Source organism: Bacteroidota bacterium (genome assembly GCA_013360915.1).
GTDB lineage: Bacteria > Bacteroidota > JABWAT01 > JABWAT01 > JABWAT01 > JABWAT01.
The window spans coordinates 87,884-114,516 of sequence record JABWAT010000006.1; the positions used below are offsets into that span (position 1 = coordinate 87,884).

Annotated in this window: 27 protein-coding genes, 1 tRNA gene and 1 pseudogene; 18 read left to right on the top strand and 11 right to left on the bottom strand. The window is 51.5% G+C overall.

From position 1 onward, the window contains the following. Positions 1 to 47 precede the first annotated feature (47 nt). The 8 genes and pseudogenes from argB to HUU10_09140 all read left to right on the top strand — a co-directional run bounded on the left by argB (position 48) and on the right by HUU10_09140 (position 8,632). Positions 48 to 827 carry an acetylglutamate kinase gene (argB, locus tag HUU10_09105; GenBank protein ID NUQ81754.1) on the top strand — a complete coding sequence of 260 codons (780 nt, stop codon included), beginning with the start codon at positions 48 to 50 and terminating at the stop codon, positions 825 to 827. Next, the gene (locus tag HUU10_09110; protein NUQ81755.1) at positions 824 to 1,993 is read left to right on the top strand and encodes an acetylornithine transaminase; all 1,170 of its coding nucleotides are present in this window, start codon (positions 824 to 826) and stop codon (positions 1,991 to 1,993) included. The genes argB and HUU10_09110 overlap by 4 nt, the downstream gene beginning before the upstream one ends. After that, a complete protein-coding gene (locus HUU10_09115; GenBank protein ID NUQ81756.1) occupies positions 1,990 to 2,955 on the top strand; it encodes an ornithine carbamoyltransferase in 966 nt (321 codons plus the stop codon). Before HUU10_09110 ends, HUU10_09115 begins: the two co-directional genes overlap by 4 nt. Further along, the gene (argR, locus tag HUU10_09120) at positions 2,955 to 3,425 is read left to right on the top strand and encodes an arginine repressor (GenBank protein ID NUQ81757.1); all 471 of its coding nucleotides are present in this window, start codon (positions 2,955 to 2,957) and stop codon (positions 3,423 to 3,425) included. The genes HUU10_09115 and argR overlap by 1 nt, the downstream gene beginning before the upstream one ends. A gap of 91 nt (positions 3,426 to 3,516) precedes the next feature. Beyond that, positions 3,517 to 3,870, top strand: a pseudogene (locus HUU10_09125) (four helix bundle protein). 117 nt (positions 3,871 to 3,987) lie between these two features. Further along, positions 3,988 to 5,202 (top strand): argininosuccinate synthase, encoded by a 1,215-nt coding sequence (locus HUU10_09130; protein ID NUQ81758.1) that lies wholly within the window; start codon positions 3,988 to 3,990, stop codon positions 5,200 to 5,202. A gap of 76 nt (positions 5,203 to 5,278) precedes the next feature. After that, a complete protein-coding gene (argH, locus tag HUU10_09135; protein ID NUQ81759.1) occupies positions 5,279 to 6,667 on the top strand; it encodes an argininosuccinate lyase in 1,389 nt (462 codons plus the stop codon). Positions 6,668 to 7,096: 429 nt separating this feature from the next. Beyond that, positions 7,097 to 8,632 (top strand): YifB family Mg chelatase-like AAA ATPase, encoded by a 1,536-nt coding sequence (locus HUU10_09140; protein NUQ81760.1) that lies wholly within the window; start codon positions 7,097 to 7,099, stop codon positions 8,630 to 8,632. On the opposite strand, the gene HUU10_09145 is transcribed toward HUU10_09140, so the two are convergent. Then, entirely contained in the window at positions 8,629 to 9,438 is an 810-nt protein-coding gene (locus HUU10_09145) for a hypothetical protein (protein NUQ81761.1), read from the bottom strand. The two genes, HUU10_09140 and HUU10_09145, sit on opposite strands and share 4 nt — an antisense overlap. An 84-nt stretch (positions 9,439 to 9,522) precedes the next feature. Here HUU10_09145 and hisH point away from each other — a divergent pair, with 84 nt between their 5' ends. The 4 genes from hisH to hisI are packed head-to-tail and all read left to right on the top strand — an operon-like array spanning position 9,523 to position 12,023. After that, on the top strand, positions 9,523 to 10,125 hold the full coding sequence (hisH, locus tag HUU10_09150) for an imidazole glycerol phosphate synthase subunit HisH (GenBank protein NUQ81762.1): 603 nt from the start codon (positions 9,523 to 9,525) through the stop codon (positions 10,123 to 10,125). Positions 10,126 to 10,128: 3 nt separating this feature from the next. Beyond that, positions 10,129 to 10,923, top strand: a complete 795-nt coding sequence (hisA, locus tag HUU10_09155) for a 1-(5-phosphoribosyl)-5-[(5-phosphoribosylamino)methylideneamino]imidazole-4-carboxamide isomerase (protein ID NUQ81763.1) — start codon at positions 10,129 to 10,131, stop codon at positions 10,921 to 10,923. Beyond that, a complete protein-coding gene (gene hisF, locus HUU10_09160; protein ID NUQ81764.1) occupies positions 10,924 to 11,688 on the top strand; it encodes an imidazole glycerol phosphate synthase subunit HisF in 765 nt (254 codons plus the stop codon). Positions 11,689 to 11,723: 35 nt separating this feature from the next. Next, a complete protein-coding gene (gene hisI / locus HUU10_09165) occupies positions 11,724 to 12,023 on the top strand; it encodes a phosphoribosyl-AMP cyclohydrolase (GenBank protein NUQ81765.1) in 300 nt (99 codons plus the stop codon). Positions 12,024 to 12,352: 329 nt separating this feature from the next. On the opposite strand, the gene HUU10_09170 is transcribed toward hisI, so the two are convergent. From HUU10_09170 to HUU10_09215, 10 genes are all read right to left on the bottom strand, one after another. Next, on the bottom strand, positions 12,353 to 12,739 hold the full coding sequence (locus HUU10_09170; GenBank protein ID NUQ81766.1) for an aspartate 1-decarboxylase: 387 nt from the start codon (positions 12,737 to 12,739) through the stop codon (positions 12,353 to 12,355). A 53-nt stretch (positions 12,740 to 12,792) separates the two neighbouring features. Further along, positions 12,793 to 14,061, bottom strand: coding sequence for an MFS transporter (locus tag HUU10_09175; protein ID NUQ81767.1), 1,269 nt, complete (start codon positions 14,059 to 14,061; stop codon positions 12,793 to 12,795). Further along, complete coding sequence (locus HUU10_09180; GenBank protein NUQ81768.1) at positions 14,051 to 14,761, bottom strand: serine/threonine protein phosphatase; 711 nt, start codon at positions 14,759 to 14,761, stop codon at positions 14,051 to 14,053. The genes HUU10_09175 and HUU10_09180 overlap by 11 nt, the downstream gene beginning before the upstream one ends. Further along, entirely contained in the window at positions 14,761 to 15,207 is a 447-nt protein-coding gene (gene nusB / locus HUU10_09185) for a transcription antitermination factor NusB (protein NUQ81769.1), read from the bottom strand. The genes HUU10_09180 and nusB overlap by 1 nt, the downstream gene beginning before the upstream one ends. Positions 15,208 to 15,285: 78 nt before the next feature. Further along, positions 15,286 to 16,401, bottom strand: a complete 1,116-nt coding sequence (locus HUU10_09190; GenBank protein ID NUQ81770.1) for a Glu/Leu/Phe/Val dehydrogenase — start codon at positions 16,399 to 16,401, stop codon at positions 15,286 to 15,288. A gap of 35 nt (positions 16,402 to 16,436) precedes the next feature. Continuing rightward, the gene (locus HUU10_09195) at positions 16,437 to 17,225 is read right to left on the bottom strand and encodes an ABC transporter ATP-binding protein (GenBank protein NUQ81771.1); all 789 of its coding nucleotides are present in this window, start codon (positions 17,223 to 17,225) and stop codon (positions 16,437 to 16,439) included. Next, entirely contained in the window at positions 17,225 to 18,214 is a 990-nt protein-coding gene (locus HUU10_09200; protein NUQ81772.1) for an iron ABC transporter permease, read from the bottom strand. Before HUU10_09200 ends, HUU10_09195 begins: the two co-directional genes overlap by 1 nt. Beyond that, positions 18,211 to 19,062: an ABC transporter substrate-binding protein gene (locus HUU10_09205; GenBank protein ID NUQ81773.1), complete on the bottom strand. Its 852-nt coding sequence runs from the start codon at positions 19,060 to 19,062 to the stop codon at positions 18,211 to 18,213. Before HUU10_09205 ends, HUU10_09200 begins: the two co-directional genes overlap by 4 nt. Beyond that, positions 19,053 to 20,939, bottom strand: coding sequence for a hypothetical protein (locus tag HUU10_09210; GenBank protein ID NUQ81774.1), 1,887 nt, complete (start codon positions 20,937 to 20,939; stop codon positions 19,053 to 19,055). Before HUU10_09210 ends, HUU10_09205 begins: the two co-directional genes overlap by 10 nt. Positions 20,940 to 20,955: 16 nt before the next feature. Continuing rightward, complete coding sequence (locus HUU10_09215; GenBank protein ID NUQ81775.1) at positions 20,956 to 21,372, bottom strand: hypothetical protein; 417 nt, start codon at positions 21,370 to 21,372, stop codon at positions 20,956 to 20,958. Between the two features lie 231 nt (positions 21,373 to 21,603). On the opposite strand from HUU10_09215, the gene HUU10_09220 reads away from it, so the two are divergent. From HUU10_09220 to tig, 6 genes are all read left to right on the top strand, one after another. Next, positions 21,604 to 23,175 (top strand): bifunctional response regulator/alkaline phosphatase family protein, encoded by a 1,572-nt coding sequence (locus HUU10_09220; protein ID NUQ81776.1) that lies wholly within the window; start codon positions 21,604 to 21,606, stop codon positions 23,173 to 23,175. 6 nt (positions 23,176 to 23,181) lie between these two features. Beyond that, the gene (tsaE, locus tag HUU10_09225) at positions 23,182 to 23,604 is read left to right on the top strand and encodes a tRNA (adenosine(37)-N6)-threonylcarbamoyltransferase complex ATPase subunit type 1 TsaE (protein NUQ81777.1); all 423 of its coding nucleotides are present in this window, start codon (positions 23,182 to 23,184) and stop codon (positions 23,602 to 23,604) included. Continuing rightward, a complete protein-coding gene (gene tsaB / locus HUU10_09230) occupies positions 23,601 to 24,251 on the top strand; it encodes a tRNA (adenosine(37)-N6)-threonylcarbamoyltransferase complex dimerization subunit type 1 TsaB (protein NUQ81778.1) in 651 nt (216 codons plus the stop codon). The genes tsaE and tsaB overlap by 4 nt, the downstream gene beginning before the upstream one ends. An 8-nt stretch (positions 24,252 to 24,259) precedes the next feature. Further along, the gene (locus HUU10_09235; GenBank protein ID NUQ81779.1) at positions 24,260 to 25,102 is read left to right on the top strand and encodes an acetyl-CoA carboxylase carboxyltransferase subunit beta; all 843 of its coding nucleotides are present in this window, start codon (positions 24,260 to 24,262) and stop codon (positions 25,100 to 25,102) included. Between the two features lie 72 nt (positions 25,103 to 25,174). Beyond that, positions 25,175 to 25,256, top strand: a tRNA-Leu gene (locus tag HUU10_09240). Positions 25,257 to 25,342: 86 nt separating this feature from the next. After that, the gene (gene tig / locus HUU10_09245; protein ID NUQ81780.1) at positions 25,343 to 26,632 is read left to right on the top strand and encodes a trigger factor; all 1,290 of its coding nucleotides are present in this window, start codon (positions 25,343 to 25,345) and stop codon (positions 26,630 to 26,632) included. Position 26,633 lies beyond the last annotated feature (1 nt).

Below are 26,633 nucleotides of genomic sequence, written 5' to 3' on the forward strand. Positions count from 1 at the left end.
TCAACATCTTCTGAATTCCGAATTCTGAATTCTGACTTCCTGAACTTATGGTATTAATTAAACTTTCCGGAAAAACCATCGACGAGTTTATCAGCCAGCCGGCATGGGTCGATCATCTTCATTGGTTGAAATCGCAGGGTCATCCTGTCATTCTGGTGCATGGGGCAGGAACACTCATCACCGAATGGTCGAAGGCGCTGGGTCTTGAGTCGACTTTTATTAACGGTCTGAGGGTGACCGATGATGCCATGATGGATGTGGTGGCCGCCGTTCAGAGCGGATTGATCAACGGACGGCTGGTTGCAGCCCTGAATCATGCCGGAATCAAGGCTGTCGGGCTCACCGGCGCCGACCATGGGCTGGCCAGCGCTGCTCCGATGGATGACCGGTTGGGACGGGTCGGCATTCCGGTCATTTCCGGTGACCTTGGCTGGCTGCGTCAACTGCTGACCGATGGCATCATCCCGGTTTTTTCATCCACCTGTCTGGGGACGGATGGCGGACTGATGAACATCAATGCCGATGTGATGGCCGGAGAGTTGGGCAAAGCCCTGGGCACCAGCCGGATATTCTTTCTGTCGGATATTCCCGGTGTCATTATGAACGGAACGGTACAACCGGTCATGAATGCAGATCTGATCGGGTCGGGCATTGAATCAGGACAAATTACCAACGGGATGATTCCAAAACTGACCAGCGCCCTTGATCTGGTGAACAATGGCGTGGGTGCGGTCTGGATCGGTCCTGGCAAACCAGATGTATTTATTCAGGCAATTCAACAGGTTCCGGGTGCCGGTACCTGGATTATGGAAGGAGAATTGAAGTGAGCAGTAACCACCTGATGCAGACTTATAACCGGTACCCGATTGAATTGGTGTCGGCAGAGGGAGTCCTGGTCAAAGACCAGAATGGCAAAGAGTACGTGGATTTTCTCAGTGGAATTGCAGTGACCGGATTTGGTCATAAACATCCGGTCATCACCGAAGCAGTTGTAAAACAGCTGAATCAGGTCTGGCACACCAGTAATCTGTTCGACTCATCCGGTCAGAAGGAACTTGCGCTTGCACTTTCGAATGCCTCTGGACTGGATAAGGTTTTTTTCAGTAATTCCGGGACGGAAGCCAATGAGGCCGCCATCAAATTTGCCAGAAAGTGGGGCTCGGGAAGGTACCAGATTATCTCGGCTCTTGGCGGATTTCATGGCAGGACGTACGGAGCCCTGTCAGCAACCGGACAGCACAAGTTCTGGCAGGGTTTTTATCCGCTCGTACACGGATTCATGTCGGTTCCCTATGGAGACATTCAGGCCTTGTCCGCTGCCATCACCAAGGAAACAGTGGCTATCATGCTGGAGCCTATTCAGGGAGAAAGCGGTGTTATTGTACCCCCGGCTGGCTATCTGAAAGCGGTCAGGGAGTTGTGCGATCGCCACCATATTCTCCTGATTCTGGATGAGGTTCAGACCGGCATGGGAAGGACCGGTAAATGGTTTGCTCATCAGTGGGATGAAATCCGGCCAGATATTCTCACCGTTGCAAAAGGGGTTGCCAACGGATTGCCACTGGGAGCCACGCTTTGTACCGATGCGGTGGCCTCGGCCATCAAACCGGGTGATCATGGGTCCACTTTTGGCGGAAACCCGGTGTCGGTGGCTGCAGCCAATGCTGTGGCTGGTCTGATCACCGATGACCTTCTGACCTCGGTTCTGGAAAGAGGAGCCTATTTAAAATCGAAACTGAAAGAAGCATCCCTGCCAGGCATCCAGTCCATCCGTGGTCTCGGACTGATGGCAGGAATTGAATTGAAACAGGGACTGTCGGCCAGACTGGTGGCCCACCAATTACAGGAAAGCGGCTTTCTGGTGGGAACCTCGGGTAACTCGGTCATCAGGTTACTGCCGCCCTTCACCATCGGACACTCACACATTGACGGATTAACGGAAGCCTTCGGATCGGTATTGGCCGGTTATGAGGCACATGGAGTTGCAGTATGAAACATTTAATTGATATCACCGAATGGACGAAAGAAGAACTGGAAACCGTCTTTTCCTGGACATTGACCATGAAAAAACACCCCGATCCCGGTTTTAAACCGCTGGCGGGACGGTCGGTTGCCTTGTACTTCGAAAAACCCAGTCTGAGAACCCGTGTCAGTTTTGATATCGGAATTCAGGAATTGGGTGGCAACACAACCATCGTTGAACAGTTTATGGCAGGCATCGGCACCCGTGAGTCGGTTCATGATGTGGCCAATACGCTGAATGGTTTTGTTGATGCCATGGTCTGCCGCCTGTTTAATCACCAGACGCTGCACGAATTGCGCCAATGGTCCGATATGTCCATCGTGAATGCACTGACCGACTTTTCCCATCCCTGCCAGATCATGGCCGATGTGGTGACGCTTAAGGAAATCGGATTGTGGAATGACGGTCATTTTACTCTCACCTGGGTGGGTGATCCGAACAATGTGTTGCAATCCTGGCTCGAAATGGCCCTGTTTTACCCGATCAAAGTCATTGTTTCCAGTCCGGATATTCCAACGGCCTTTCAATCCTGGTTTGATGATCCGAGAATGAAAGATCGCCTCACCTGGATTCAGAATCCGAAGCAGGCCATTTCGCTTGCCGATGTGGTTTATCTCGATACCTGGATATCAATGGGGCAGGAAGATGAAGCGGAAGCCCGGTTGGCAAAATATGCCGCCTATCAGGTCAATGAGGAAATGACTGGTTACATGCAGGACCATGCGGTGATCCTCCACTGTCTTCCTGCCAAACGGGGTCAGGAAGTTGATGACTTTACCATGAACAAATTCAAGCCGGTTATTTTCCGTGAATCAGAGAACCGTCTGCACGTGCAGAAAACCATCCTTGGTTACCTGCTTGAACCGGTGAGAATGGCGTGGTTTTGTTCGCAGTTTCCTCAGGAATCAACCAGTCCGTTGGTAAAAGCCTGATGTCGACAAAACTTCACAGGCAGAATAAAATCAAGGAAATTCTGCTGAAAAAGCGGATTGACAGCCAGGAGGAACTGGTTCGTCAGTTAAAAAAAGAAGGAATCGAAGTCACTCAGGCCACTCTGAGCCGTGATTTTTCCGATCTGGGAATTATCAGGGTGCGGGATGATGAGGGGGCACATTATGTCATCAGTCAGAATGAGGCTGGTCACCAGGTGGCCCGGCTGATCCGGTATGAAATTATCAGTGTCACTCATAATGAAATGGTGATTGTGGTCCGGACTCTGGCTGGTCGTGCACAAGGGGTTGGTCATTTCTTTGATCGCCTGAATAAACCCGAGATCCTCGGAACCATTGCCGGTGACGATACCATCCTGATTATTCCCGATACGGTAAGAAATATCCCTGTTCTTGTCCATTTTCTGAGGGAAATGATGGAGGAAAGCGGGGACTTGACTCGTGACGAGTGACGGGTGACGAGTGAAAGGAAAAGATTACGGCTTGAATGGCAATTTCTTGCAGGACTGTTAAAAACTGAAGGATAAAGTAATTTCATTTTTTATGAAAACTCACAAAGATCTCGATGTTTGGAAACGATCAATTGAATTTGCAAAAACCATTTATTCTATCACAAGTCAATTCCCGGATGGCGAAAGATCTGGGCTGATTTCCTAAATGAGAAGTGCGGTAATATCCCTTCCATCAAACATTGCGGAAGGCGCCGCCAGGAACCACAATAAGGAGTTTAAACAGTTCTGCTATATTTCTTTGGGTTCACTTGCAGAATTGGAAACCCATCTGATTTTGGTAGATAAGTTAAATGTTGCGAAAATACCCGATAAGGTCCAGGAAGAATTAGGTGAAATACGCCGGATGTTGATTGGTCTGATTTCCTTTTTGGAAAAGACCAAATGATACTTGTCCAACATTTTGTTTATGTCAACCCATTCAGTAGCAATTAGTAAAGAGTTACTCGTTACTGAATACATTTCACAATCCATTTTAACATAGAAACATCAGGAGTCTCTTTATATGAAAAAACCTAAAATTGTCGTTGCTTATTCCGGAGGTCTGGATACCTCGGTAATGGTTCAATGGTTATCAGAAAAGTTCGATGCCGAAATTATCACGGCCTCGGGTGACCTTGGTCAGCGTGAAGACTGGAAGGCATTGGAGGCGAAGGCCTATAAAACAGGTGCAGCTAAAGCTCATGTGGTGGACCTTCGCCACACGTTTGTGAATGATTATGTCTGGAAGGCATTAAAGGCTGGTGCATTGTATGAAGGGTTATATCCCATGGCCACTTCCATAGGCCGTCCGTTGCTGGCAAAAATGCTTGCTGATGTGGCTATTCAGGAAGGCGCCGATATGGTTGCGCACGGGTGCACCGGCAAAGGCAATGATCAGGTCCGGTTCGAAGTCGGGATTATGACACTGGCTCCGCATCTGAAGGTGCTTGCTCCGCTTCGTGACTGGGAATTCAAATCGCGTGAGGAAGAGATTGAATATGCTATTGCCAAGGGAATCCCGGTTTCCGCCACCAAAAAATCACCTTATTCCATTGATGAAAATCTGTTTGGAATTTCCATCGAATGCGGAGTGCTTGAAGATCCGACAGTAGCCCCTCCCGAAGATGCCTACCAGATGACCATCAGTCCGGCTGCTGCACCCGATAAATCTGAAGTGGTTACCCTGGAATTTGAAGCAGGGATTCCGGTTTCGCTGAACGGGAAAAAAATGGATGGGGTTGAACTGCTTTCTGCGCTGAATAAAATTGCTGCTTCGCATGGGGTTGGTCGTCTCGATCTGGTCGAAAACCGGGTGGTGGGCATTAAGTCCCGTGAAATTTACGAGGCGCCTGCTGCAACCGTTCTTCACTGGGCGCATGGTGAGCTGGAACGCCTGGTGCTGGATAAAGAAACGTTCCGTTATAAACAGAAAGTGTCGCATGAAGTCGCCAATCTGATTTATGACGGATTGTGGTTTTCGCCGCTTTTCCGTTCATTGATGGCTTTTGTGGATGCAACGCAGGAATCGGTCAGTGGTCAGGTGGTGATTGAATTGTACAAGGGAAATCTCAAAACCCTTTCCAGAACCTCACCGTTCAGCATGTACAACGAAGAACTGGCTACCTACACTTCATCGGATAAATTCAACCACAAAGCATCGGAAGGATTTATCGAGATTTTTGGTCTGCCATACAAAATTCATTCTCAGGTCCGCCAGGAATCATCAGTTTCTGCCTGAGTGTGGCAGACATTTACGGCCGGGTCGGGTATCTTCGTAAAAACAGCAACCTGGAACAAAAAAGGAGCCGGAGACGATGAAATTGTGGGGTGGCCGTTTTGAAGAAGGACTCGATTCGGCCGCATTGCGGTTTTCTTCTTCCCTTGCAGTCGACAGCAGGCTGATCGAGGAAGATATCGAGGGATCGATTGCACACGTGACCATGCTCGAGCAGGTTGGTCTGGTCACTGCAGATGAAAAAAGTGCGATCATCGACGGATTGGTGACCATACTGTCGGAAAGCCGGGCGAAAACCTGGTTTCCCGATGCGTCACGGTTCGAAGATATCCACTCAGCGGTAGAGTCTCGTCTGACCGATCTGATTGGAACCCCAGCTGGTAAATTGCATACCGGTCGCAGCCGCAATGATCAGGTCATCACCGATGTGGTCCTCTGGCTCAGGAAACAGCTGCCACAGGTTCTTACCCTGATTTGGACTTTAAAGGAGGCCTTGGTCGAGCAGGCGGACCGGCATGCAGGAACGCTGATGCCTGGCTATACCCATCTTCAAAGGGCGCAGCCAGTCAGCCTGGCCTTCCACCTGCTGGCCTATGTGGAGATGCTTCACAGGGACCGGCTGCGTTGGGAATCGGTGGCCGGTGCTCTGACCGACTGTCCGTTGGGAGCCGGGGCTTTGGCTGGATCCACACTTCCGCTTGATCGTGACATCACGGCCGGGTTGCTCGGATTTGCCCGTCCGACGGCCAATGCTCTGGATACCGTTTCTAACCGCGATTTTTTCCTCGATGCAGTTCATGCTGCCGCGATGACCATGATGCACCTGAGCCGTCTGTCAGAGGAGTTAATTCTCTGGTCGGGAAGTGAATGGCGGTTTATCCGGCTTTCTGACAGGGTTACCACCGGCTCTTCCCTGATGCCGCAGAAAAAAAATCCGGATATGGCCGAACTGATCCGCGGCAAGACCGGAGGTCTGACGGCCGGATATGTTCAGTTGCAAACCTTGCTGAAAGGATTGCCACTTAGTTACAACCGGGACCTTCAGGAAGACAAGGCTGTGCTTTTTCATGCCATGGACACCGTTCAGGACAGTCTGGCGATCATGTCGCTCATGATTGGCACCATGGAAGTCAATCAGGATCGTTTTACAGGAGAACTGGATGGCGATTTTTCACTGGCAACCGATGTGGCAGACTGGCTGGTGCTGAAAGGCATCCCTTTCCGGGAGGCCCATCATGTGGTCGGTGAAGTGGTTCGCCTGTGCGAGAAACGTTCCTGCCGGCTCAGCGATCTGACCCTTGCCGACTGGACATCCATCCACCCGGTTTTCAACACCGAGGTGTTGCCGGTTGTGCGCATTTCCACCGCACTTTCACGCAAAAAGACCATTGGTTCTCCCCATCCTGACCGGGTAAAGCAAACCATCCGTCATTGGCAGAAGCTACTGAAGCGGGAAGCAAAAACTTAAGAAAACCGCTGAAATAACTTACTTACTAAACTTATTCTAAATATACAACCGCTTCCACTTAATATAATTCTGTTTTGACCTGAATGAAATGCTGATTTTGTGATTTGCATTAATCCTGGGTTCACAAATCTGCCGTACCTTTGTAATAAGATTTTTTTAAAGGGTAGAGGTGTTTATGTCAAGACAGGAAATTCGTGATCTGATTCTGGCCGTCATGCTGATTGGCTTCAGTTTCGGGTTGCTTTATCTGGTTTAAGCGGCTTCCTCCTGTTTGTGAGCCCGGGTTGAAGGCAGGTATCCCGATCTGCTGGTAAACCCGGGTTTTTTTATGCCCATCCCAATCATTTCCTTCCTTGTTTCTGTTTTGTCTTTCAGAAGAATAAAGTATCTTTAATTCGTCACTGATCCCGACACAATATTGAGGAACGTATGGTTTCACAGGCATTTTCAGCGGCCACGCTGGGCGTGGACGCGTTTATTGTTGAAGTGGAATGTAATCTTGAAGGGGCCATGCCCGGTTTTGTCATGGTCGGATTGCCCGATTCGGCTGTGCGCGAAAGCAGGGAACGGGTGGCTGGTGCCATCCGGAATTCAGGATATAACCTGCCACCCAAGCGAATCACCATCAATCTGGCCCCGGCTGATATCCGTAAGGAAGGATCGGCTTTTGATCTTCCCATCGCACTGGGTGTTCTGGCTGCTTTCGGTAAATTTCCGGCTGAATCACTGCGGGATACGCTGATCATCGGGGAACTGTCTCTGGAAGGGCGGCTACGACCTGTGAAGGGAAGTCTTCCCATTGCCTATGCGGCCGGTTCTCAGGGTTTCCGCCGGCTGATTCTTCCGGCCGAGAATGCACTGGAAGCAGCGGTGGTTTCCGGATTGTCGGTTATACCGGTTGCAACTCTTCAGGAAGCGGTTCAGGTATTGGCAGAACCCGATTCTGTACCGCCCTATCAGGTGGATATGGATGAACTCTTCTCACAAGGGTCTGTCTATCATGATGATTTTTCGGATGTGAAAGGACAGGAAAACGTCAAACGGGCATTGGAGGTGGCCGCCTCTGGTGGACACAATATTATCATGGTCGGACCTCCCGGCAGTGGTAAAACCATGCTCGCCAGACGGATTCCATCGATTTTACCACCCCTGTCGTTGAATGAAGCACTGGAGTGTACCAAAATCCATTCCGTAGCCGGCATGTTGCCGGGACGTACCGGTTTGCTTGCCACCCGGCCATTCCGGTCACCGCATCACACGGTATCCGATGTGGCCCTGGTTGGCGGAGGTCACAACCCGAGACCGGGTGAAATATCCCTTTCCCATAATGGGGTTCTGTTTCTGGATGAACTTCCCGAGTTTGCCAGAAATGTGCTCGAGGTGATGCGGCAACCCCTCGAGGATGGACGTGTGACCATTTCACGGGCTGCCCTGACGGTGGACTATCCTGCCCGGTTTATGCTGGTTGCCTCCATGAATCCCTGTCCGTGCGGGTATTACACCGATCCGGCTCATGCCTGTACCTGCCAGTCACCGCAAATTCAGAAGTACATGTCGAAGATTTCTGGTCCGCTGATGGACCGGATTGATATTCATGTGGAAGTGGCTGCGGTTGGATACAGAGAACTCAGTTCCAGGTCACCGGGTGAACCATCCGGAATGATCAGAAGCCGGGTGATCAGGTCACGCGAAATCCAGACAGACCGTTTTCAGGGGTCCGGATTGTACTGCAATGCACAAATGAAACCTCAGGATATCCGGAAATTCTGCCGGCTGGATGAGTCGTGCCAGCAATTGCTTAAAACAGCGATGGACCGGCTGGGACTTTCAGCGAGAGCCTATGACCGCATTCTGAAGGTCAGCCGGACCATTGCGGATCTGGATGGTAGTGACTCCATCCGTCCGCAACATTTGTCCGAAGCCATTCAATACCGGTCCCTGGACCGGAACCTGTTTGCAGCTTAGCGGGCCAGTTTTCTGATCTCGGCTGCCATGGCCGGATTGACCGGAAAGTGCTGCTCAAGAAAAGTCAGGTAGGCCAGCGCCGACTCGGGTGACCGGTCGTAACCCTGGCAGAAGGACCCCAGCTTTTCCGCCAGGCCTGGAAACCGGAATTCGAAACGGCGATCCGGAGAGAAGAAATCGGGATAACCCGGTTGAACGGATTCAATCCGTCCCGCAAGATCAAGCAGACGGTCCACGGCATACCATTGAATAAACCGCATGGCTGAAAGTTTCTCTCCCCGCCGGTAACGGCATAAGCCGACATACAGATTGGTAATGGCCTCGCCAACCAGCCAGTCCACGGGTGAGCCGGAGGGCTGGGGTGTTGGCCGGTGGGGAACCCCGATCGAATCGGAAATCCAGTCCCGTTTCCAGATGATGCGCCCTTCTGCAAACGGAATCGAGGCCAGTTCATGCTCCTCAAAAACGGCGAACTCACAGAAAATGCCATCCTCAAACAGCAACTTGTATCCATCGGCTGAATTCAGAAAGCAGTAGGCAATGGGATTGATCCGTGAGAGCCAATCCAGATTCTGGATGTAACGCTGTTTATTTCCCGGAGATACAATGGCAAAAAAATCCAGATCCGAGTAAGCATCCATCCGGTCGGTTTCAGCGCCGACCGATCCCAGACCTATCAGGGCCAATCCGGCGGAATCAGATTCCAGCGAACGGGCGATGGCATTCAGGCGGTCGTGAAGTTGGGTTGGTGCAGGCATCCGGCAGGTCCTTTCATTCAGAAAGGCCCGAAAGTAAAGGGATTCCATGAAAATATAAACCAGATCCGGCGGGAAAATCCGTTTTCTTGAGATTGATGGCCGGGTGGTCTACCTTTGGTTGTAAGCGCTTTTATGAAATCCATTACAGTCATCGATTACGGAATCGGCAACATCCGGAGTGTACTGAACGCCCTGAATCATGTGGGTTATACGGTGACGTTTACCGCCGACCGGACTCTTATTTCCAGGGCAGACCGACTGCTGCTGCCCGGCGTGGGTGCTTTTCAGCCCGCCATGAAAAAACTGAACTCACTTGGTCTGACAGACCTGATTCATGAGCATACGGCCGCCGGCCGCCCGCTGTTGGGAATCTGCCTGGGAATGCAGTTGCTTTGCAGCGGCAGCCATGAATTCGGCTGGTTTCCGGGTCTGGGATATTTTAATCTGGAAGTTACCAGTTTTACCGGTTGCCCCAAGGTCCCTCAGATGGGATGGAATACCCTTCATCCGGTTGATCCGCATCACCCGCTGTTCCGGAATGCTTTGCCGGGAGATTACGTTTACTTTGTACACAGTTATTATGCACCGGTCGGTGATGGCACGGCTGCCACGACCGATTACTACGGTGACTATTCATCGGTTCTGATCAAAGATCGGGTGGTTGGAATGCAATTCCATCCCGAAAAAAGTTCAACAACCGGACTGACGTTACTGAAAAATTTCGGAGACTTATAAATCATGTTGGTAATACCGGCCATCGATATCAAGGGTGGCCAGTGCGTGCGGTTGCAGCAGGGACGGTTCGAAGATGAGACCGTCTATTTTTCTGATCCGGTAAAAACCGCGCAATTGTGGCGGATTGAAAACGCGAAAATTATTCATCTGGTTGATCTGGATGGTGCCCTGTCGGGGTCCCGTGAAAATTTATCTGTTATTGAACAGATCGTGAAGGGAATTGACATTCCCGTTCAGGTCGGTGGAGGGATCCGGACTCTGGAAGATATCCGTTCTTACCTGTCCATCGGGGTTTGCCGCGTGATCATCGGAACGGCAGCTGTGAAAAATCCTGAACTCGTCAGGCAGGCTGTTTCCGAATTCGGAAAGCGGTGCGTGGTGGTTGGAATCGATGCAAGTAATGGCAAAGTTGCCATTAAGGGATGGACAGAAACCTCGGCCCGTGATGCAGTCGACCTGGCCTGTGAAATGAAGTCGATGGGCCTGGAACGGGTCGTTTTTACCGACATTTCAAAGGACGGCATGCTGCAGGGACCCAATCTGGAAGCCACCAAAAACATGGCGGTGAAATCCGGACTGAAAGTCACAGCCAGCGGGGGAGTTTCCGGATTTAAAGATCTGATCGCACTGAAAGAACTGACTCCGTTCGGAGTCGACTCTGTCATTGTGGGCAAAGCCTTGTATGAAAACCGGTTTCCCTGCCAATCCCTCTGGCGGGAATGTGAAAAGGACCTGCATGTTGAACAGGAAATCAAGGTGTTCACCGAACACGATTTCAAACGCTGTTCCGGAAACTGAATGCTGACCCGTCGAATCATTCCCTGCCTTGATGTCCATGACGGCCGGGTGGTTAAAGGCATTCAGTTTGTGAATCTGGTCGATGCCGGAGACCCGGTTGAACAAGCCCGTGTTTACAATGCGGCGGGTGCCGATGAATTGGTTTTCCTCGATATCACCGCAACCAGCGACAATCGCCGAAGCATGTATTCGGTGATTGAAAAAACGGCTGCCGAGGTTTTTATACCGCTGACAGTGGGAGGCGGAATCCGCACGGTGGATGATATGAAAGCCATGCTGGATTCCGGCGCCGATAAGGTCTCGGTCAATTCTTCAGCCATTGCCACCCCGGACCTGATTTCGGCAGGCGCTGAACGGTTCGGATCACAATGTGTGGTTCTCGCAATTGATGCCAGACGAACGGGTTCAGATTCCTGGGAAGTATACACACATGGCGGCCGGAAAGCCACTGGGCTGGATGCCGTTCAATGGGCGCTGGATGGTGTCAGACGGGGTGCCGGAGAGCTTTTAATCACTTCGATGGACCGCGATGGCAGTAAGTCGGGGTATGACAACGAACTGCTTGCCCGTATTTCCTCCCAGGTTCAGGTCCCGGTTATTGCCTCGGGCGGGGCAGGAAAACCCGACCATTTTTATGATGCATTTACCATTGGAAAAGCCGATGCTGCTTTGGCTGCCTCCTTGTTTCACTTCAGGGAACTGGAAATAGCCGATCTGAAAAACTGGTTGCACGACCGGGGCATCCCGGTAAGGAGGGTCGGTTGAACTGGTCAGACTTTAAAAGAACTCCCGATGGATTAATGCCGGTCATTGTGCAGGATTTTTCCACAAAGCAGGTTCTCATGATGGCCTGGATGAATGAATCAGCCTGGCAAAAGACGGTTTCAACCAGGGAAATGTGGTTCTGGTCCCGGTCACGTCAGGAGCTCTGGCACAAGGGAGCCACTTCGGGACATGTACAGAAGGTTATCAGGATATCGGTGGATTGTGACTCGGATGTCCTGCTGGCCGAAGTGGATCCTGCCGGAGGTATTGCCTGCCATACCGGCGCTGTCAGTTGTTTCTTTACAGAAGTATTAAATGCAGGAGACAGGGGATAGGAGACAGGAGTCAGGAGTCAGAATACGGAATTCAGAATTCAGAATTCAGAATTCAGAATTCAGAATTCAGAATTCAGAATACGGAATCTCACTCTCTTTGCCGGAGAGGGAAGGGGTAAGGGTCAATTGAATTTCAGCCGGAAAATCCCTTGTCCCTTCGATCAACTCGGGGTTCTGGTTTTTCCATCACCACTCAATAATTTTTTCTTGTCACTCGTCCCTGGAAAAACACCAACCCTTCCCCGACTTCATCGGGGTAAACTTTCACCTCAGGGTCCGGTTTTTTCCCATTACCAATCACCCATCACCAATCACCAGAATTTTGCAGACTACCGGTCGAACGGCGAGTCAGGCAGCTCCATTCTTTCCAGCTCTTCGATGTAACGGACAAACCGGTTATGGCTGTCGACGAGGATGTTTTTTGGAGTCTGGGGTTGATCGGTCAGAGAAAAACCCATGATGATGAGTTCTTCGCCCCGTTTGATAAGGTGAGCGGCTGCACCATTCATGTGAATGGCGCCCGATCCCCGTTCACCCTTAATCACATAGGTTTCGAGGCGGGAACCCGAGGTGTTGCTGACGACCAGAACGCGCTCACCAGGCCACAAACCGGCTTTTTCGATCAGATCTTCATCGATGGTAATGCTGCCAACGTAAGCCAGATTGGCTTCGGTTACCACTGCTTTCTGGATTTTTGAGGTCAGGACCCAACGCAACATAGTCATATCATAAAAGTGGAAAAAAGATTCAGAAAATAAAAATCGGTTGGTTATTCGGTGGTTTTAACCCTCATGAGAAGCAGGGCTCCGGCGATGAACAGGATGGCCACCGATAGAATTCCGAATCGGGGATTGCCGGTAACCACGCCAATGAATCCCATCAGAACCGGTCCGATAATGGCGGCAAATTTTCCAATCATGTTGAAAAAGCCATAATACTCAGCAGAGTGATACGGCGGAACCATCCGGCTGAAAAAGGACCGGCTGAGTGCCTGAATGCCTCCCTGAACCAACGCAACTGCAAAGGCAAGAATCATAAACTGACTGATGGCGATATCACCCACCATCAGCGGGGATGCCGTCATGACGGAGGCCCCCACCGACACACCGATGTACACCACAATACAGACCATGATCATGGGTCGTGGTCCCAGTTTCTGACCCAGCCAGCCGAACAACAGGGCAAAGGGGAAACCGACAAACTGAACAATCAGCAGGGAGGTGATCAGATCGGAATTACCGATTCCGATGGATTTTCCAAAGTCGACCGCCATGGAAATGACCGTATCAACTCCGTCGATGTAAAGCCAATAGGCGAGAAGAAAAAGCGCCATGTTCCGGTTACGGATCATGGATTTCAGCGTTACGAGGTACTCATGGAAACCGGCGCGCAGGACGATTTTCCGGGAGGCAACTGACAGGTCGAAAGGTTCAGGTACCCGTAAAATCAGCGGCAGAGTAAAGGCAATCCACCAGACAGCCACCATCAGAAACGACCATTGCACGGCTTCGGCCGGACCGGCCAGTCCGAACCAGGCGGGTTGCTGAACCATCAGGACATTGACCAGAAAGAGCAGTCCGCCACCCGCATACCCGAGGGCATAACCAAAGCTGGAAATCCGGTCGACATTGCCCGGCGTGCTGACGTTCAGCAGCAAGGCATCATAAAACACATTGGCACTGAGGAAACAGACGGTGCTCAGGGTGTAAACGGCGGCTGCAGCAGGCCAATCCCCGGCAGGAATAAAATGAAGAGCACCGGTGAGTAACGCGCCAACCATGGCAAAAAAGGCAAGAAATTCCTTCCTGCGACCACTCATATCGGCCAGCGATCCCAGGACGGGTGAAAAAACGGCAACCATCAGACCAGCGGCTGAAATGGAAAGGCCCAGCCAGAAAGTGGATGTTTCGGCGGGGGAGTTCCGGCTCCAGTAATCCTTAAAAAAAATAGGAAAGAATCCGGCAATCACGGTGGTGGCAAAGGCGCTGTTGGCCCAGTCGTACAATGCCCAGCTGATGGCCCCTTTTTTAGAGGACATCGAATGACTCGCAGTAGTCGGTCTGGAACAGTTTGCGTGAGGGGAGCTGAATGGCGGTCAGGATACCCATGTCACGGGCGAATTTCGGAGTTTTGTAAACGCAGCCGGTGTCGATGAGGATCAGTTTGTCTGTCAGGATGGCCTGATCATGGGGGGTGTGACCGCAAACCATGGTTTTTTCCCACTTCAGCTTGCGGGCGCGCAGGTGAGATCGACTCCAGATAAAGTCCTCAAATCGTCGGTTTCTGATGGAATCGGCCAATGATTGATCGGGATTGGCGCCAGCATGAACAAATAAAAAGCCGGGTGTATCGATGTAATAAAGGGTGTTTTTAAGAAATGACAGGTGAGAATCGGGTAACCGAAGGCTGCCCAGCGTGGTGGCACCATAACTCATCAGGGTTTCTTTGGCACCGTTCATCAGCCAGTTGGTCACATTGCCGGTTTCCATGGCGTGCAGCATCATGTCTTCATGATTTCCGCGCAGGAAGTAGCAGGTCTGGCGGCCAGAAAGGTCAATCAGGTAGTCAATCACTCCGCGTGAATCGGGGCCCCGATCCACATAATCTCCCAGAAAAATCAGGACTGACTGATCATTCAACGGCAATTGACCAATCAGAGCCTTCAGGGTATCACTGCATCCATGGATATCTCCGATGGCATAGGTATTATCTGCAGGGAGGGAAGACAGACTAAGCATTACGAATTGACGAGACCCCGTCCGGTTTTATTGATACGGCCTTCGGTCACCAGATCATTTCTGATAGCATCCAGTATGCCATTGACGAACAGTCCGCTTTTTTCGGTGCTGTATTCTTTGGCAATTTCGATCATTTCATTGATGGTTACCTTGGGAGGAATATCGGGGAAGAACAGAAACTCGGCGATCCCCATCTGGATCAGAATCCGGTCGATAACGGCCACCCGTTCACGGTCCCAGTTTTTCAGATGCGATTCAAGCAGGGCCGTGACTTCTGACGGGTCTCCGATCAGACGGTTGAGCATCCGGGAGGCATAGGTGTATTCGGGGGAGTCGTCTTCCACTTCGGGCAGAATGGTGGAGCGAAGGTGGGCGATCGGGTCACCCGACATTTCATTGGCATAGAGCGCCTGCATGACTTTGGCCCTGAGTTCCCGCCGGCTCATTGAAGGTTTTTTTTCCATGGGTGCAAAGTTAAAGGATACAACGCCCGGATAAAATGGTCCGGGCGTTTCGTTTTATTTTCAGTGGTGGCGTCCCATTTCGCCAAGACGGCCTGAAAATTCACTTCGGCTGGCGTAAATGCCCTTCACACGGCCAATCAGCTCAAGGCGTTTTTCGGCGTAGAGATTGGCTGCTTCGTATGTTGGGATCTTGTTTTCGCGGGCAATGTTGTAAATCTTCAGCATCAGGTCATAAATACCCTCCGCCTGGGTGAGTGCCCGTTCCTGGTTGTATCCTTCCAGTTCGTTGGCCACGTTGATCAGTCCGCCTGCATTGATCACAAAGTCGGGTGCATAAAGAATTCCGCGGCGGATCAGTTCATGTCCGTGCTTTTCTTCATCGGCCAGCTGATTGTTGGCTGCACCGGCAATGATCTTTGCTTTCAGCCGTGGGATGGTGTCGTCATTTACCGTTGCACCCAGTGCGCAGGGTGAATACACATCGACCGGCAGGTCATAGATTTCGTCGGTGGTCACAGCAATGGCACCATGATCACGAACAGCCTTACCTACCCGTTCTTCGTCGATATCGGTCACATAGACCTTGCAACCTTCCTTTTTCAGGTGTCCGATCAGATAGTATCCCACATGTCCGGCACCCTGAACCGCGACCGATTTTCCGGCGAGCACATCGGTTCCGTACAAATCGCGGACGGTGGCTTTCAGGCCCATAAACACGCCAAGGGCGGTTACTGGTGAAGGATCACCGCTTCCGCCCAGATTGCGAGAGATTCCGGTAACATATTTCGTTTCCATCCGCACCCATTCCATGTCACGGGTTTCGGTTCCAACGTCTTCTGCGGTGATATAGCGACCGGCCAGTCCTTCTACAAACCTTCCAAAATTGCGGAACAGGGCTTCATTCTTGTCGGTTTTCGGATTTCCGATAATGACTGCTTTTCCTCCGCCCAGATTCAGGCCGGCAGCGGCGGCTTTGTAAGTCATTCCGCGGGAAAGTCTCAGCACATCGTTCAGGGCAGCGGCATCGTTTTCATATTTCCACATCCGGGTTCCCCCGAGAGCAGGTCCGAGTGTGGTGTTGTGAATGGCAATAATGGCCTTCAGTCCGGTGCGGGTATCCGAACAGAAAACAACCTGTTCGTGGTCCCTTTGCGACATCAGTTCAAATACATTCATGGTGATGGGTTCTCCTTTTCTGGGTCAGTCATGGTTTATGGATCTGCCGGATCCGGAATCAGGTCAATCCGGATACCGGCAAGGGTTGATTCAATGTGGGTGTTCACCTGAAAGGCATCCCGGATGACAGAGGGAGTCAGGGTGTCGGCAACCGTTCCGAAGCGGAACGGCCGGCCACAGACCAGAACAAGAATGTGGCTGCTGAACCGGGCCGCCAGGTTCAGGTCATGACAGGCAGTGACAATGGTCCGGCCACTGTGGGTCTGTAATTTTTTCAGCAACTGGTAGACATCAATCTGATGCCGGATGTCGAGGTGAGCCGTTGGTTCATCCAGAAGAATGGTTTCCGATTGTTGGGCAAGGGCCCGGGCTATCCAGACACGTTGTTGTTCCCCGCCGGAAAGCTGATCGACAGGCAATGGTTTCAAATGATGGATATCGGCCAGATTCATGGCTTCATCCATGGCCTGAAGGTCCGCGGCTGTCTGCTGACCCCACCAGTTCAGATAGGGTGCACGTCCGGTGGCAACCAGTTCGGTCACCGTCATGGTGAAAAGCAACGGGTGTTGCTGGGGAACATAAGCGATATGGGTGGCGCGTTCTTCCGGGCGCATGGTATGGAAAGAACGATCGTGATACCAGATGGATCCCATTGCGGGCGGATGGATACCAGCCAGCAATTTCAGTAACGTGGATTTGCCGCTTCCATTGGGTCCGATCACCGACACAAAAGAACCGGGTTCGATGGAAAAATTCAGCGCATCCAGTGTCAGAAACTGGTGATCAGGGTACCGGAAACTGACATGGTCCAGGCGGAAACTCATCAGGTTTTTTTAATCAGAAGATAGATAAAATAGGGTGCACCAATCAGGGCCGTGATGGCTCCGACCGGTAATTCGGACGGATAGAGGAGACTTCTGGCTATCCAATCGGACAGAATCAGAAAAATGGCACCGGCCAGAAAGGAAACCGGAATCAGATACCGGTGATCGTTGCCATAAAATATCCGCAGGATGTGCGGAACCACCAGTCCGGTGAAGCCAATGATTCCGCTGGTTGCCACACACAGTCCGGTCATGGCCGAAACGCAAAGATAGGCCACCCTTTTCAGCCGTTCAACGGGTACACCCGACTGACGGGCCACGGCTTCTCCGGTGAGCAACAGGTTAAATGACCAGGCATACCGGATCAGCACAGCCAGTAAAAACAGGATAACGGGAAACAAGGGCCAGACCAGCTGCGGATCGGAAAGACTCAGATTTCCCATCAGCCAGGTGATGGCGATTCGGAGACTGTCGCCGGTCAGATGCAGGGCCAGAAAAATAACAGCAGACAGAAGGGCCGACATCATGACCCCACCCAAAAGCAACCGGCCGGTATCGAGCACACCAAAGCGGTAGCCAATTCTGAATACCACCGCACTGACGATTACGGCACCCAGAAAAGCGCCCCCAGCCTGAATGAAATACAGATGAACACCCAGCAGAAGGGGAAGAATAGCACCCAGTGAAGCGCCTGAACTGATGCCCAGAATGTAAGGTTCTGCCAAAGGATTTCTGAGCATGAGTTGCAGAATTAACCCCGACACGGCAAGTGCCCCGCCGGTCATTCCTGCCGCAATCAGCCGTGGCAGTCTGAATTCGGTCCAGATCAGTCCCAATGACTCGGGTTCACCGGTCCGGAACCAGGAAATCCATTCAGTAAGAGAAGCTGATCCCGGTTGGATCAGGACGGAAGCGAGAGAGAGGATGATCAGAGCCACCATCCAGCCGGTTAAATGAGCAGCAAACCGGAGAGGATGAAAAGTGGTCACAGCCTGACCTGCCGGCGGATGTCTGCGATGACCGTGGCCAGCCTGGGACCGGGACGGTAAAAGGAATCAGCATCCACACGGATCACCGGGCGGTTCAACTGTAGAATGGATTCCGGCAAATGAGGATCGGGCATGGTGGTTGACCCGGTAGGAATCAGGATGTAATCGGGCGGATTCAGAATCAGACTTTCCGGGTTGATCACAGGATACCGGACCGCAAGTCCGGCTGAATGGTTCTTCAGACCGGAAAGCATCAGGACATCATCCAGATAAGAACCGGAAGAAACCGACATAAGCGGGTCGGTGCCAATGACCACAAAGGCCGTGGGTGGCTGTACCCGATCGGGTTGTTTGCCAATGATTGAGATCATGGAAGCAATCAGCGAATCGGCCTCACGGACATGTCCGGTCAGATATCCCAATCTGGAAATGCCGTCATACAGGCTGACGATGGAAACCGGGTGCGTGGTGTAGAAGGGAACTCCAGCATTGCCAAGACGGTCAGCCAGCTGTCTGGGGTTTCCGTCTGCAGTGGCAACGACCAAGTCGGGGGTCAGAAGCAACAATTGTTCTGCAGAGGGGGTGGTCAGACCGCCGATGGTGGGCAGTGAATCAGCTCCGGCCGGGAAATTGCAGAAATCAGTGACTCCAACAACCTGCTTACCGGCACCAATGGCAAACAGAATTTCTGTGATACTGGGTGCCATCGATACAATCCGCTTTGCAGGAATGGTCACCTGAAGGGTTCTTCCCACCTCGTCGGTGATCGTTTCTCCGGTTTGTGGGGCGGGTTTAGAACAGCCGGCAACCAGCAAACCCATCAGGAAAATCCGTAAACTCAGTTCCATAACCACCAGGTCAGACCCAGACTGAATACCGATACCGGAATTGGAAATCCGTCATACAGATACCCTGGTTCATTGGTGACATTTTCCCATTGCCACCAGAAGAGAATATCATTGACCTTCCCGCGAAGAAACACATTCACCTGTTTGTGGGCTGGTGTGTTTCCTCCTGTGAAAAAAATCTGATTAAAACGGGTATCGGGGTAAAGCCGTGAGCTCTCAGGACGTAGGTACCCTTCCAATCCGGCTTTGAGATAAAGATGGTCTCTGAAAAGCAGCAGATTCACGGCCGCTCCGAGACGGGTCTGCCAGGCCGGCAGGCGATGGTCCGAATGGAAAGCAGCATCCCCATCGGTTTCAAACCACCCAAACCGTTGCAGAAACCGGGCCCCTCCGGCGAGATAACGGGCCTTTGACTGCGAGGAAAAATAGTAGACAATGGAATCGGGCTGCACCCGCCCGGTGGTCCATTCCGGACCTGGACTGTTTCGCTGCAGGTAACTCACAGAAACGGAGTACTCTCCGGTTTCGTTTCCTGATGCCCAGGATGCACTCATCATGCGTATGGATTTGATCGCCTTTCCATCAGCAAAACCTGTCAGTAAGACCTGATCCAGAATGGGAAGCGGTTCACGGCTATCCGAAACATTGAGTGAAAGGGTATGATTGAGTACCGACATCCGGGCGCTTGCCCAGAAAGTCCGCCAGTCAGCAGCATCTTTCAGGTCGCCGGTTGTCACACCAGCCGAAAACCGGAAAAGACCGGATGGGGTGTGCGCAGACAACCCGCCCGGAAACCGGGTCATCGAGGAAAATGCCGGGATAAAAGTGGATCCAGGCCGGCTGGTGGTTTCTACTCCGGTCCAGATCTGAACGGGAAATCCACCCGGCAAGGCTTCCAGTCCGGTCCGGAAACGGGTAAGTTCAACATCCCATCCCGTCCAATGCGTCTGGTCGTTGTATTCATCTGCCGGACCACGGGATTTGTACCCGTGACGCTGATAGGCCAGCCGACCAAAAAACGAGAAAACCTGACCCGCCAGGGTATCGCGGTGAGTCCAGTCGGCCCCCATCAGGGTTGTGGTGGTCCGGGAATACTTATCGGGAGAGACCAGCACGGCATCGATGGGATTGTAGGCCGAGCTCTGACCTGTTGCAACCAGGGAATCATCGACCCCACCATAGTTGCCATTCCGGATTTTGGATCCGTTAAACCAGGCCCGGAGGGTCGACCCTTCGGTAAGTTGGTGTCGAATCTGGAACAGGTACTGATACTGGTCGGAAGAGCCGGGAAGTACCGGATTAAATCCGATGTCCGACTTAAACGGACCATCAAAAATGGTGCGGCCGAAACCGGCCTGAATGGTGGTCGGACCTGTCACCCGGGCTGTAAACTGCCCCTGAAAAACCGATAACCGATCATAACCCTGGTGGAAAAAGACCTTCGAAAGCGGAACATCGGGCTGTGTGATGGATTGGCTCAGTTCCCAGGAGGCAGCTGCTGTGGAAAAAGCAGACGGACCCCATTGCAAGCCATCAATGGCACTGATGAACAATGCGGAAGGGTGTAACCACCCGGTTACCGGATCACGCAGATCGAACCCGTTCAGCACAAGACCCTGATCCCCCGGCAGTAATCCATCGGTAAAAAAGGATGACTTGACAGACGGACCGTAACCCGAGAAATGGTACCCGGGCCGTACCAGGGCCTGCAGACACGTCAGATCGCGGAAAGGAAAATAAAACCGGCTGCTGTCGGATGCCTGATTCTGAAAAACGGCTTCCTGCCGGACGGAGGGAATGGTTGACATGGAGGCTGTCCGCAGTGAGTCGGGAACCGATGCAGCAATCAGACCTGGTACCAAAAGCAGACCCAACACCGTCAGACGTCGGTGATTACAGTGGGGCAAGACCAGACCTCAGACGTTTTTTGGCTTCATGGGCAAGTTTGGCGACGTAAGCCACAGCAGTTACCATTTCGGCCGGTTTGGCCGTTTCCATGGCTCTTGATTCGTAAATTACCAGGTTTTCGGCGTTGTTCAGTTGCATGAGTGAAAACCCGCCATAATCCATTCCAAGATTGTTCCTCAGCAGGAATTCAAGAAGTTGGGCGGTAGGTTCAACCGGACCTGCAATGCTGAAATATTTCAGAATGACTTCCTTGTTCTGATTTTCGATCTGGATAAAAATGACTTCCTGAATTTCCCCGTCGGGCATGGGAATTCGCATCAGGAAGTTTCCCTGAAGTTCGGAAAGTTCACCATTCAGATGATGACTGAGTTCAAAGACCAGTTGGGACAGGGAATAGCTCATCGGATACCTGTAAAAGTTGAGTGCTGCCGGCAGCGGATGCAATTTTTTTCCGGATTTGATTGTTGTACACCAGCAACTGAAACCCGGTGCTGCCCGTCTGTCTTGTCAAGATAGAGCCTGCCGGTTAAACAACAAAGAACATTGAAAATCGGCAAGGTGCAGATTACATTCAACCTTTTTGGGGAGGATTTTATTGTCACTGGCTATCGTTTTACTTAACGGAGACTGAACATGGAAAAACCGGTGGCCACCCTGCTTTGGGTCGATGACGAAATCGAAAATCTGACCGCTCATCTTACCTTTCTGAAATCACGAGGATATCTGGTTGATGCCGTCGCCAGCGGAGCAGATGCTCTGAAACTGGTCGACCAGCGATCTTATGATCTGGTCTTTCTCGACGAAAACATGCCCGGAATGGGCGGACTCGAAACGCTGGGTGAATTGAAAAAGCGTAAACCGTTCCTTCCGGTGGTCATGATCACCAAAAGCGAAGCCGAATCGCTCATGGAAGAAGCCATTGGCCGCCAGATCACCGACTTTCTGATCAAACCGGTGAATCCGAACCAGATTCTGATGACCATTAAAAAGAGCCTTGATAACAGCCGGATCACCCATGAAATCACCAGCAGGGACTATCTGCAGTCCTCCAACCGGCTCAATCAGGATATCGACCTGGCTTCCTCTGCCGATGACTGGATAGAAGTCTTTACCTCTTTGACCAGGTGGGAATTGGCCATGGCATCCGTGCAGGATGACAGCATCAGGCAGATGCTTACCGACCAGAAACGACAGGCCAACCTTCGCTTTATCCGTTTTGTCGAAGACCAGTACCGGGGCTGGGTGAACGCAAAACCGGGGGAACGTCCGCTTCTGAGTGTGGATATCCTGCAGCAGGTTCTGGTTCCTGAACTGAAATCGAAACAACCGGTCTTTTATATTGTGATCGATTGCCTGCGTTCCGATCAGTGGATGGAATTTGAAGCAAGACTGACCGATTACTTCACAGCAGATACACGTTATTACTTCAGCATTTTACCCACTGCCACTCCATATTCCCGTAACTCACTTTTTTCGGGACTGTTCCCCTCTGAAATCGAAAACCGGTATCCTGATCTGTGGACGTATTCGGTGGATAGTGAAGAGTCATTGAATGCCTACGAGGCTGAGCTACTGAAAGCCTTTTTTGCGCGTAACCGGACATCCTTAAGTCAGGATCCGCGCTATTTTAAAATCAATACCCAGGCCGATTCTAAAGGGCTGGAGCAATCCTTTGGAAATCTTATCCGGCAGGATCTGACAGCGGTGGTGATCAATTTTGTCGACATGATCTCCCATGCCCGCAGCGAAATGGGTATTCTGAAGGAACTGGCACCCGATGAACAGGCCTACCGGTCGCTGTCGAACAGTTGGTTCGATCATTCCTTTCTGAAAGACCTTCTGATTAATCTGTCGAAAGCCGGAGTGAAAGTGGTTGTGACCAGCGATCATGGCTGTGTCCGTTGTACTCGGGGAACCCGGGTGAACGCAGACCGTGAAACCAGCACCAATCTGCGGTATAAGTACGGAAGGAACCTCAATGGCGATCCCAAGGATATTCTGATTATCCGGAATCCGAACGATTTCAGACTTCCGAAATACAGCGGTAACACCAATTACATGATTGCCAAGCAGGATGCCGTTCTGCTGTATCCGAATAATTACAACCAATACCAGAACCAGTTCCGCGACACGTTCCAGCATGGCGGACTTTCCATGGAAGAAATGATTGTTCCCGTGTCGGTTCTGTCACCCAGACTACGTTAATATTGTATGCACTCCTGGACCTCGTCATCGGCTGAAGAGACCCGATCCATCGGTAAAGCCATCGGTGAAAAACTGAACACGGGATCGGTCGTGGCCCTGACCGGTGACCTGGGCTCGGGAAAGACCACCCTGATTAACGGGCTGGTATCCGTCTTTGGTATTCAGGGCAGTCAGGTCAGCTCTCCGACCTTTTCCATTGTAAATGCCTATGAAGGCCAAGTCCCCGTTTATCATTTCGATTTTTACCGGATTGATGATGTAAGAGAATTATGGGACATCGGAATTGAGGAATACTGGCTGCTTCCGGGAATCAAGCTGATCGAGTGGGCCGAAAAGTGTCCCGAGGTGCTGCCCGCCGTTCATTACCGGATTCATCTGACCGGAACCGGTGATGAACCCAGAACCATTTCATTGTCGGAGCCAGGATGATTCTTTCAATTGATACCTTTTCTGCCATGGCCGGAGTGGCCCTGACCGAGGGTGAGCAGGAAAGGGCTGCATGGTCCGACTGGATTCCCAACGGTCACAGTGAACAGCTCATGCCAGCAATAGTTAAGATCCTTTCCGGGACTGGCGTCACCCGTCCCGATGCCGTGGCGGTCTGCGGAGGTCCCGGTTCATTCACTGGTCTGCGTATCGGGTTTTCTGTGGCAAAGGGCCTTGCTTTGGGGTGGAACTGCCCTTTTCTGGTGGTTCCAACTTTTCAGGCATGGGAACACCGGCTTGCGTCTGACCCCGCGATCGCTGAAATTGGATGTCTGATTGATGCCCGCCAGGGAGATTGGTACGGTCGCCATCCGGATGGCCGACTGGCCTGTCAGTCCCTGGATGCCTGGTTGTCGGAACGGTCCGGCACCCGGGTCTGGATGGTCGAAAGTGACCAGATTCCGGTACGGGAAGGAGTTCGGATAGAAAGCTGGAAAACATACCCGGATGCGGGCAGACTGGCGGTTTCGGTGGGTATTCTGGCTGGACGCCGGTTGGCAAAGGGTGAATCGGATGACGTATTTGTCACCGAACCGGTTTACATCAAGGATTTTGTTGCGCGGATTTCCGGAAATCCGTCGTTGATTTAGGAGAAACTATGGCCTGGTTTAAACGGAAAGAAGCAGGGATTACGGCTGAATCTGAAAAGAAGGATTCACCCGATGGGTTATGGAGCAAATGTGACAGCTGCGGAACCATGCTGTATAAACGTCAGCTGGTCGATAACCTGTATGTATGCTTCAAATGCGGACACCATTTCCGGATTGGCTCGGAAATTTACTTTGAAATCCTGTTCGATAACAACGATTTCACCGAGTATGATGCCAATATGATCTCGGAAGATCCGCTGGGTTTTGTTGATACCAAGCGGTACACCGACCGAATCAAGGCCACCATCAAAAAGACCGGATTGCACGATGCCTGCCGCTATGCCTCTGGAACCATGAATGGCAATGCCATCGTGATTGCCTGTATGGATTTCGGCTTCATTGGCGGATCGATGGGTTCGGTAATGGGCGAAAAAATTGCCCGCGGCATCGATAAAGCTCTACAACTGAAATGTCCGTTTGTGATGATATCCAAATCGGGTGGCGCCCGGATGATGGAAGCCACTTTTTCTCTGATGCAGATGGCCAAAACCTCTGCCAAACTGACACTTCTTGCCGAAGCACGTCTGCCTTACTTCTCGGTTCTGACCGATCCGACCACCGGCGGGGTTACCGCCTCGTTTGCCATGCTGGGCGATTTTAATATTGCAGAGCCCGGTGCTCTAATCGGTTTTGCAGGTCCGCGTGTCATCAGGCAAACCATCGGCAAGGATCTCCCTCCCGGCTTTCAAACCTCTGAATTTGTGCAGGAACATGGTTTTCTCGACCTCATTGTTCCCCGGGCCGATCTGAAGAACACCATCAGCAAACTGGCTTCCATGACCCGCGTCTGACGGGTTTGATGATATTCCGTTTTTGCTTTTAAAACGGAGAAATCTGATATTTAAGGTTCCGTTTGACTTAACGCGCGAGTGGCGAAATTGGCAGACGCGCCAGACTTAGGATCTGGTGGGGTAACCCGTGGGGGTTCAAGTCCCTCCTCGCGTACAACATATCTGCCGGGAAACCGGTGGAACCAACGGAAACGGAACCCTGTTCCGTTTTTTTGTTTTAAAACGATGAAAGAACCATCCATGCAATCAACCATTGTTGATGTTACAAAAGTCAGAAAAGAACTCCATGTCGAGGTCTCAACCGATGAACTGACCCCTCACTTTTCCGAGGCTTACCGCCGCTATCAGCAGAAGGCGACCATGCCCGGATTCCGGCCGGGGAAAGTCCCCATGGCCATGATTGAAAAAATGTATGGCGTGTCGATCCAGTATCAGGAGATCGAAAAAATTGCCCAGAAGTTTTTTCAGAAGGCATTTGATGAAAAAGGTCTGAAGCCGGTGGCCCGTCCGGTGATGACTTCCATCGATTTTAACCCGGGGCAGCCCCTGAAATTCACGGTGGCCTATGACGTTCAGCCCGAGATTAAATTGCCCGATTATAAAAAATTATCGGTGAAGCAGATCTCTCCCGATATCAATGAAGCCGATGTGGATAATGAACTGGATTACATCCGCAAAATTTCTGGTTCCTTTGAACATGATGCGGCCAAAGCCTTTGAATCTGAAGACTTTGCAACCCTCGAAGTGGAAGAACTGGGTGCCGACGGAAAGCCTTCCGGACATAAGCTGAATCCCAAATTCTTCAGCATGCGGTCAGAAGAGTTTTCTGAATCGGACAAACAAAAGCTCATCGGCAAATCCAAAGGAGATTCCGTTGCGCTGACGATGCTTGATGGTACCGAAAGCGGGCGTCCGGTGCAGGTTACCATTCAGAATGTCACTGCCCTTAAAAAGGCCGATCTGACTGATGATTTTGTAAAAGACTATACAAAAGGTCAGTTCCAGACGGTCGATGCGTTTCGTGAGAACCTGAAGGAAGGCATTGCCCGGCGGTTTGCCCGGCGCAGTGAAACCAGTCTGCAGGATTCCATCATGGATGAACTGGTCGGACTTGCTGAAATGGAAATTCCCGAAACACTGGTTGAGGCCTTTCTCGAAAACTTCATTCACGAAGTGGCCCATCAGCAAAAGGATCATAAACTTCCTGCCGATTTCGATGAAAACAGTTACCGCGCCCAGAATAAACCTCTGGCTGAGCGCAGCGCCAAATGGTATCTGATCAAGCAAAACCTCATCGAAAAAGAGAATCTGGCTGTGACTGAAGACGATTTTACAGCCTACCTGAAAAAGGTCTCTGAGCAGGATAAAATTCCAGTGGAATCGTTGCGTCGGGCTTATTCAAAACCCGATGCCCGTGAGTCAGTTAACAACATGATTCTGACCGATAAGCTGGTTTCCCTGATCACATCAAAAGTGAAGGTGACCATGGTTGCTCCCGAAGACTTCAAACTCCGGGTTCAGAACGCCTGAT